Origin of the sequence: Actinotalea ferrariae CF5-4, from assembly GCF_000603945.1 — a bacterium.
Classification (GTDB): domain Bacteria; phylum Actinomycetota; class Actinomycetes; order Actinomycetales; family Cellulomonadaceae; genus Actinotalea; species Actinotalea ferrariae.
Map to the genome: position 1 here is coordinate 1 of NZ_AXCW01000262.1, position 5559 is coordinate 5559.

The following is a 5559-nucleotide window of genomic DNA, read 5'->3' on the forward strand; positions in this document are numbered from 1 at the left end:
GCCTGCCGCCGGGCTGAGCGCCTGCGGTGGCCCTGAGCCCGTGGGGCGCGACCGCCGTCAGGCGGCGCCGGGGAACCAGGTGACGGGGCCGGCGATCCGCACGCCGACCGTGTCGCCCTCCGGCATCTCGCCCTGCGTCCGGCACAGGACGGGCAGCAGCACGTCCCCGGGGCAGCGGACCTCGAGGGCGACGCTGGCGTCGTGCCCGTAGAAGTACCGGTCGACGACGCGCGCCGAGAGGCCCTCGCCCTCGGGCACCAGGTGGACCTGCTCCGGGCGCAGCACCGCGCGGCCCACCCCGTCCGGCGCGGACTGGGCGAGCGGCAGGTGCCCCAGCGGTGTCCACACGACGCCGTCGCGCACGGTCGCCGGGATGACGACGGCCTCGCCGACGAACCGCGCGACCTCCACGTCCCGCGGGAAGCGGTACACCTCCTTCGGGGTGCCCGCCTGGACGACGACGCCGTCCCGCATCACCGCGACGACGTCGGCCGTGGACAGCGCCTCCTCCTGGTCGTGGGTGACCAGGACCGCCGTCGCCCCCGCGGCGTGCAGGGCTGCGCGGACATCGGCGCGGACGCTCGCCCGGAGGGCCGCGTCGAGGGCGGAGAACGGCTCGTCGAGCAGGACGACGTCGGGCTGCGGCGCGAGGGCCCGCGCCACGGCGACGCGCTGCTGCTGGCCGCCCGACAGCTGGGCGGGCATCCGCTCCTCGTACCCGCGCAGGCCGACGAGCTCGAGGAGCTCCGTGACGCGTGCCGCGCTCGTCCGGCGCGCGCCGCGACCCCCGCGCAGTCCGAAGGCGACGTTCTGGGCGACGGTGAGGTGCGGGAAGAGCGCGCCCTCCTGGGGGACGACGGCGACGCGGCGCTTCTCCGGGGCGACGTGGGTCCCGGGGCCGGTGACCTCGCGGCCCGCCAGGACGACGGAGCCCGCGTCGGCGCGCTCGAATCCGGCGACGACGCGCAGCAGGGTGGTCTTGCCGCAGCCGGACGGGCCGAGGACGGCGGCGAGCCGCCCGGACGGGACCTCGAGGTCCACGCCCCGCAGCACCGGCTGTGCGCCGAACGCCTTGGTGACCCCGCGGATCTGCAGGGGGCTCATCGCGGCCTCGTTCCCTTCGGTCGGTCGGGGCCGGCCGGCCCTGACGGTGCTGCAGGTGCTGCGGGTGCTGCAGGTGCTGCGGGTGCTGCGACTGCTGGGCGTACCGGTCCGAGGACCGCCTCCGTCGCGGCCGTCCCGGTCCGCGTCGTGCCGTCCGGCGACGAGGCCGTCCGGCTCGCCGTCCGCGTCTGGACCCGGGTGAGCAGGACGGTCGGGACGATGGCGAGCAGGACGAGCGCCGCCGCGTACGGGGCAGCCGCAGCGTAAGCACCGGATCCGGTCTCGGTCCACAGCCGGGTGGCCAGGGTGTCCATGCCGGTCGGTCGCAGCAGCAGCGTCGCGGGCAGCTCCTTCATCGCCGTCAGGAGAACGAGCGCGGCCCCCGTCGCAATTCCCGGGCCGGCCAGGGGCACGGTCACGCGCCGCAGGGTGGCCCACGGCCCGAAGCCCAGCGACCGCGACACCTCCTCCAGGCGCCGGGGACTCTGGGCGACGCTCGCCCGCACCGCGCCGACCGCCGCCGGCAGGAACAGGACCGCGTACCCCAGGACCAGCAGCGGCACCTCCTGGTAGAGCGGCTGCAGGTAGCGGACCCCGAGGAAGACGAGGGCCAGGGCGACGACGACGCCGGGCAGCGCGTGCCCGGCGTAGGTGGCGTGCTCCAGCACGCGCACGGGGCGTCCCACGAAGCGCGCGGCCAGGATCCCCACCGGGACGGCCAGCAGGGTCGTCACGACGGCCCCGAGGACGGCGACGCCGACGGTCGCGCTCGCCGCGTCCGTGAGCCGGCCCAGGTCCAGGCGAGCCGAGGAGCCGACCGAGAGCCAGTACACGAGGGTGCCGGCGGGGAACGCGAGGGCGACGCCGGCCACGCCCACGCAGGAGGCCACGCCGACCGGGGCCCAGCGGCCCAGCGCCACGGTGGCCGCCGTGCGCGCGACGCCGGAGCCCACCCGGGCCTGCCCGGCGCGGCCACGGCTGCGGGTCTCGGCCACGGTGATGGCGACGGTGAGGACCACGAGGATGAGCGACAGCACCGCCGCCGGGGTCCGGTCGAAGCTCGACCGGTAGGAGGCGTGGATGACGCGGGTGAACACGTCGTAGCGCATCAGCGACGGCGCACCGAAGTCCGACAGCACGTAGAGCGCGACGAGCAGCCCGCCGGCCGCCGCGGCGGGCCGGATCTGCGGCACGGTCACGCGCAGGAACGTCGCCAGGCTGCTGCGGCCCAGCGACCGAGAGACCTCCTCCAGGCTGGGGTCCGCGCGGCGCAGGGCGGCCACCACCGGCAGGAAGACGTACGGGTAGGTGCACGCCGAGAGGACCAGGAGCGTGCCCCAGAACCCGGCGAGGCCCGGGAAGGTGGAGATCCAGGCGTACGCGGCGACGTAGCTCGGGACGGCGAGCGGCAGGGCGGCCACCACGCCGAACGTGCGTCGGCCGGGCAGGTCGGTGCGGGTGGTCAGCCAGGCCAGGCCGACGCCGACGACGAGGCAGACGCCCGTGACGGCGGCGGTGAGCCCGAGGCTGCGCAGGACGAGCCGCAGGGTGCGCTCGCGCGCGACGATCTCCCAGGCCGTGACCCACCCGCTCTCGCCCGCCCGGACGACGAGGTACGCCAGCGGCAGGAGCGCGACGAGCGCCGCCAGGGTCGCGGGGACGACGAGGACGGCCGGCGGGCGTTCCCGGACCGACCGTCCTCGGGGCGTCGGTCGGCTCAGGTGAGGCCGACCTCGTCGAGGAGCGCGAGCGTCTCCGCCAGGGACTCCAGGTCGTTGAGGTCGATCTGCTGCCCCTGGAGCTCGCTCAGCGGCGGGAGGTCGAACACGGTCGACTCGACGCCCGCGACGACCGGGTACTCGGCGGTCTCGTCGGCGAAGTACTGCTGGGCCTCCTCCGACAGCAGGAAGGCGATGGCCTCGGCCGCTGCCTCCGGCTGGTCGGTGCCCGCCACGATGCCCGCGCCGGCGACGTTGATGAGGGCGCCGGGGTCGTCGGGGGCCAGGAAGTGGATCCGGGCGTCGACGCCGTCCTCGCCGAGCTCGGCCGTGCGCTGGTACCAGTAGTAGTGGTTGATCAGGCCGAGGGCGACCTCGCCGGACTCGACCGCGTCGAGCACCGCCACGTTGTTCTCGTAGACCTGGGGGTCGTTCGCGGCGAAGGCCTCCAGCCACTCGCGGGCACCGTCCTCGCCACGGTCCACGCGCAGCGCGGTCACGAACGCGTGGAAGCTCGCGTTGCTCGGCGCAAAGCCGATCTTGCCCGCCCACTGCGGGTCGAGGAGCTGGTCCACCCCGGTGATCGACTCGACCTGCGGCACCTGCTCGGGGTCGTAGGCGACCACGCGCGCCCGGCCGGACGTCGCGACCCAGCGGCCGTCGGCGTCGCGGAAGTCCTCGGCCACGAGGTCCAGCACCTCCGGGTCCAGCTCCGTCAGCATGCCGGCGCCGGCGAGCGCCCCGAGGGCCCCGGCGTCCTGACCGAAGAAGACGTCGGCGTCGGTCGCCTCGCCCTCCTCGAGCAGCTGGGCGGCGAGCTCGCTGGTGCCGGCGTACCGGACCTCGACGGGGACGCCGACGGCCTCCTCGAGCCGGTCGAGCACCGGCTCGACCAGGTTCTCGTTCCGGCCGGAGTAGATGACGAGCGCGCCCTCGGCGTCGTCGCCGACGCCGTCGGGCGACCCCGCGTCGGAGCCGCACGCCGCCAGCGTGGCGGTCACGGCGAGGAGGGCGGTCGGGAGGGCGAGTCGCGAACGGCGCATGCGGGCTCCTGGGTGTCTGGACCGGTTCGGGTCGGCGGGTGGGTGCGGTGCACCTCGTCGTGCGGGCGGCGCTGAGGCCGCGGTCGAGCGTAGGTGAGGCATGCCTTACCTCCAAATCCGCCTCGGCCCGCCCTCAGGGGCGCGCACGCGGGGTCGGGTCTAGCGTGGGGCCACGACCACCACGCGCGAAGGGGCACGATGAGGGGCGCCGACCAGGCCCGGCGGACGACCGCCTACGTCTCGATGTTCGACCTGTTCTCCATCGGGGTGGGGCCGTCCTCCTCCCACACCGTCGGTCCGATGCGGGCCGCGCGGGCCTTCGCCCGCGGGCTCCGGGCCGACGGGCTGCTGCCCCACGTCGACCGGGTCACGTGCGTGCTCTACGGCTCGCTCGGCTCGACCGGCCTGGGGCACGGGACGCCCGACGCCGTCGTCGCCGGCCTGTCCGACCTCGACCCGGCGACCTGCGACCCGGACCGGGTGCGCGGGGCGTGGTCCCGCCGCCCGCCCGACGGCGCCCCGGGCGACAGCGCTCCCGACGGCCTGCTGCGTCTCGCGGGGGAGCGCCCGGTGCCGTTCCCGCGCGAGGCCGTGGCGTTCGCGCCGCGCACGCGGCTGCCCGGCCATCCCAACGCCCTGACGCTCCTCGCCTGGCGGGACGGCGAGCCGCTGCCCGTGCGCGAGGAGACCTGGTACTCGGTGGGGGGCGGGTTCGTCGTGCGCGAGGGGGCACAGCCCGACGACGACGCGGCGGCCCGTCCGGTGCCGTACCCGTTCGACACCGCGGCGGAGCTGCTCGCCACCTGCGCCGAGACCGGGCTCGACATCGCCGGCGTCGCCCGCGCCAACGAGGACGCCCTGCACGGCTCCGAGGCGGTGGCGGCGCGCCTGGACGCGGTGTGGGAGGCCATGGCGTCGTGCGTCGAGCGGGGGCTCGTGGCGACCGGCACGCTCCCGGGCGGTCTGCGGGTGCCACGAAGGGCCGCGGCGGTGCGGGCCCACCTGGAGGAACGGGACGCGCGGGGCGAGGGCGGCACGTCGACCGAGTGGCTCCACGCGTGGGCCCTCGCGGTGAACGAGGAGAACGCCTCGGGGGGCCGCGTCGTCACGGCCCCGACGAACGGGGCGGCCGGGATCGTGCCCTCCGTCGCGCACCACTACGTGCGGTTCGTCCCCGGTGCCTCCCGCGAGGGGATCCACCGGTTCCTCCTCACGGCCGCCGCGCTCGGCTCGCTGTTCAAGCGGAACGCGTCCATCTCCGGCGCGGAGGGCGGGTGCCAGGCCGAGGTCGGTTCGGCGTGCGCCATGGCCGCGGGCGCGCTGTGCGCCGTCCGCGGCGGGACGCCCGGACAGGTGGAGAACGCCGCCGAGATCGCCATCGAGCACCATCTCGGCCTGACGTGCGACCCCGTCGGCGGACTGGTCCAGATCCCGTGCATCGAGCGCAACGCGATCGCCGCCTCGACCGCGGTGAGCGCGGCGCTGCTGGCGCTGCACGGCGACGGCACCCACCTGGTCTCGCTCGACACGGTCGTGGAGACGATGCGGCAGACGGGGCGGGACATGTCCAGCAAGTACAAGGAGACGAGCGAGGGCGGTCTGGCCGTCAACGTCGTCGAGTGCTGACCGGCTGACCCCCGGCCGGACCGCGGCGCCCCGGCGGGGTCAGCCCCCGGCCGGACCGCGGCGCCCCG

4 protein-coding genes are annotated in these 5559 nt (G+C 76.1%); 1 reads left to right on the top strand and 3 read right to left on the bottom strand.

What is annotated here, in order from left to right; translation table 11 throughout:
• Window positions 1-57: 57 nt before the first annotated feature.
• The 3 genes from N866_RS15890 to N866_RS15900 are packed head-to-tail and all read right to left on the bottom strand — an operon-like array spanning window position 58 to window position 3865.
• Window positions 58-1104 carry an ABC transporter ATP-binding protein gene (locus N866_RS15890; protein WP_034228153.1) on the bottom strand — a complete coding sequence of 349 codons (1047 nt, stop codon included), beginning with the start codon at window positions 1102-1104 and terminating at the stop codon, window positions 58-60.
• A complete protein-coding gene (locus N866_RS15895; RefSeq protein WP_081802730.1) occupies window positions 1101-2825 on the bottom strand; it encodes an ABC transporter permease in 1725 nt (574 codons plus the stop codon). The genes N866_RS15890 and N866_RS15895 overlap by 4 nt, the downstream gene beginning before the upstream one ends.
• On the bottom strand, window positions 2822-3865 hold the full coding sequence (locus tag N866_RS15900) for an extracellular solute-binding protein (RefSeq protein ID WP_034228155.1): 1044 nt from the start codon (window positions 3863-3865) through the stop codon (window positions 2822-2824). The genes N866_RS15895 and N866_RS15900 overlap by 4 nt, the downstream gene beginning before the upstream one ends.
• A gap of 198 nt (window positions 3866-4063) precedes the next feature.
• Between N866_RS15900 and N866_RS15905 the strand changes: the two genes are divergently transcribed.
• Window positions 4064-5491 carry an L-serine ammonia-lyase gene (locus N866_RS15905; protein WP_052023149.1) on the top strand — a complete coding sequence of 476 codons (1428 nt, stop codon included), beginning with the start codon at window positions 4064-4066 and terminating at the stop codon, window positions 5489-5491.
• Window positions 5492-5559 lie beyond the last annotated feature (68 nt).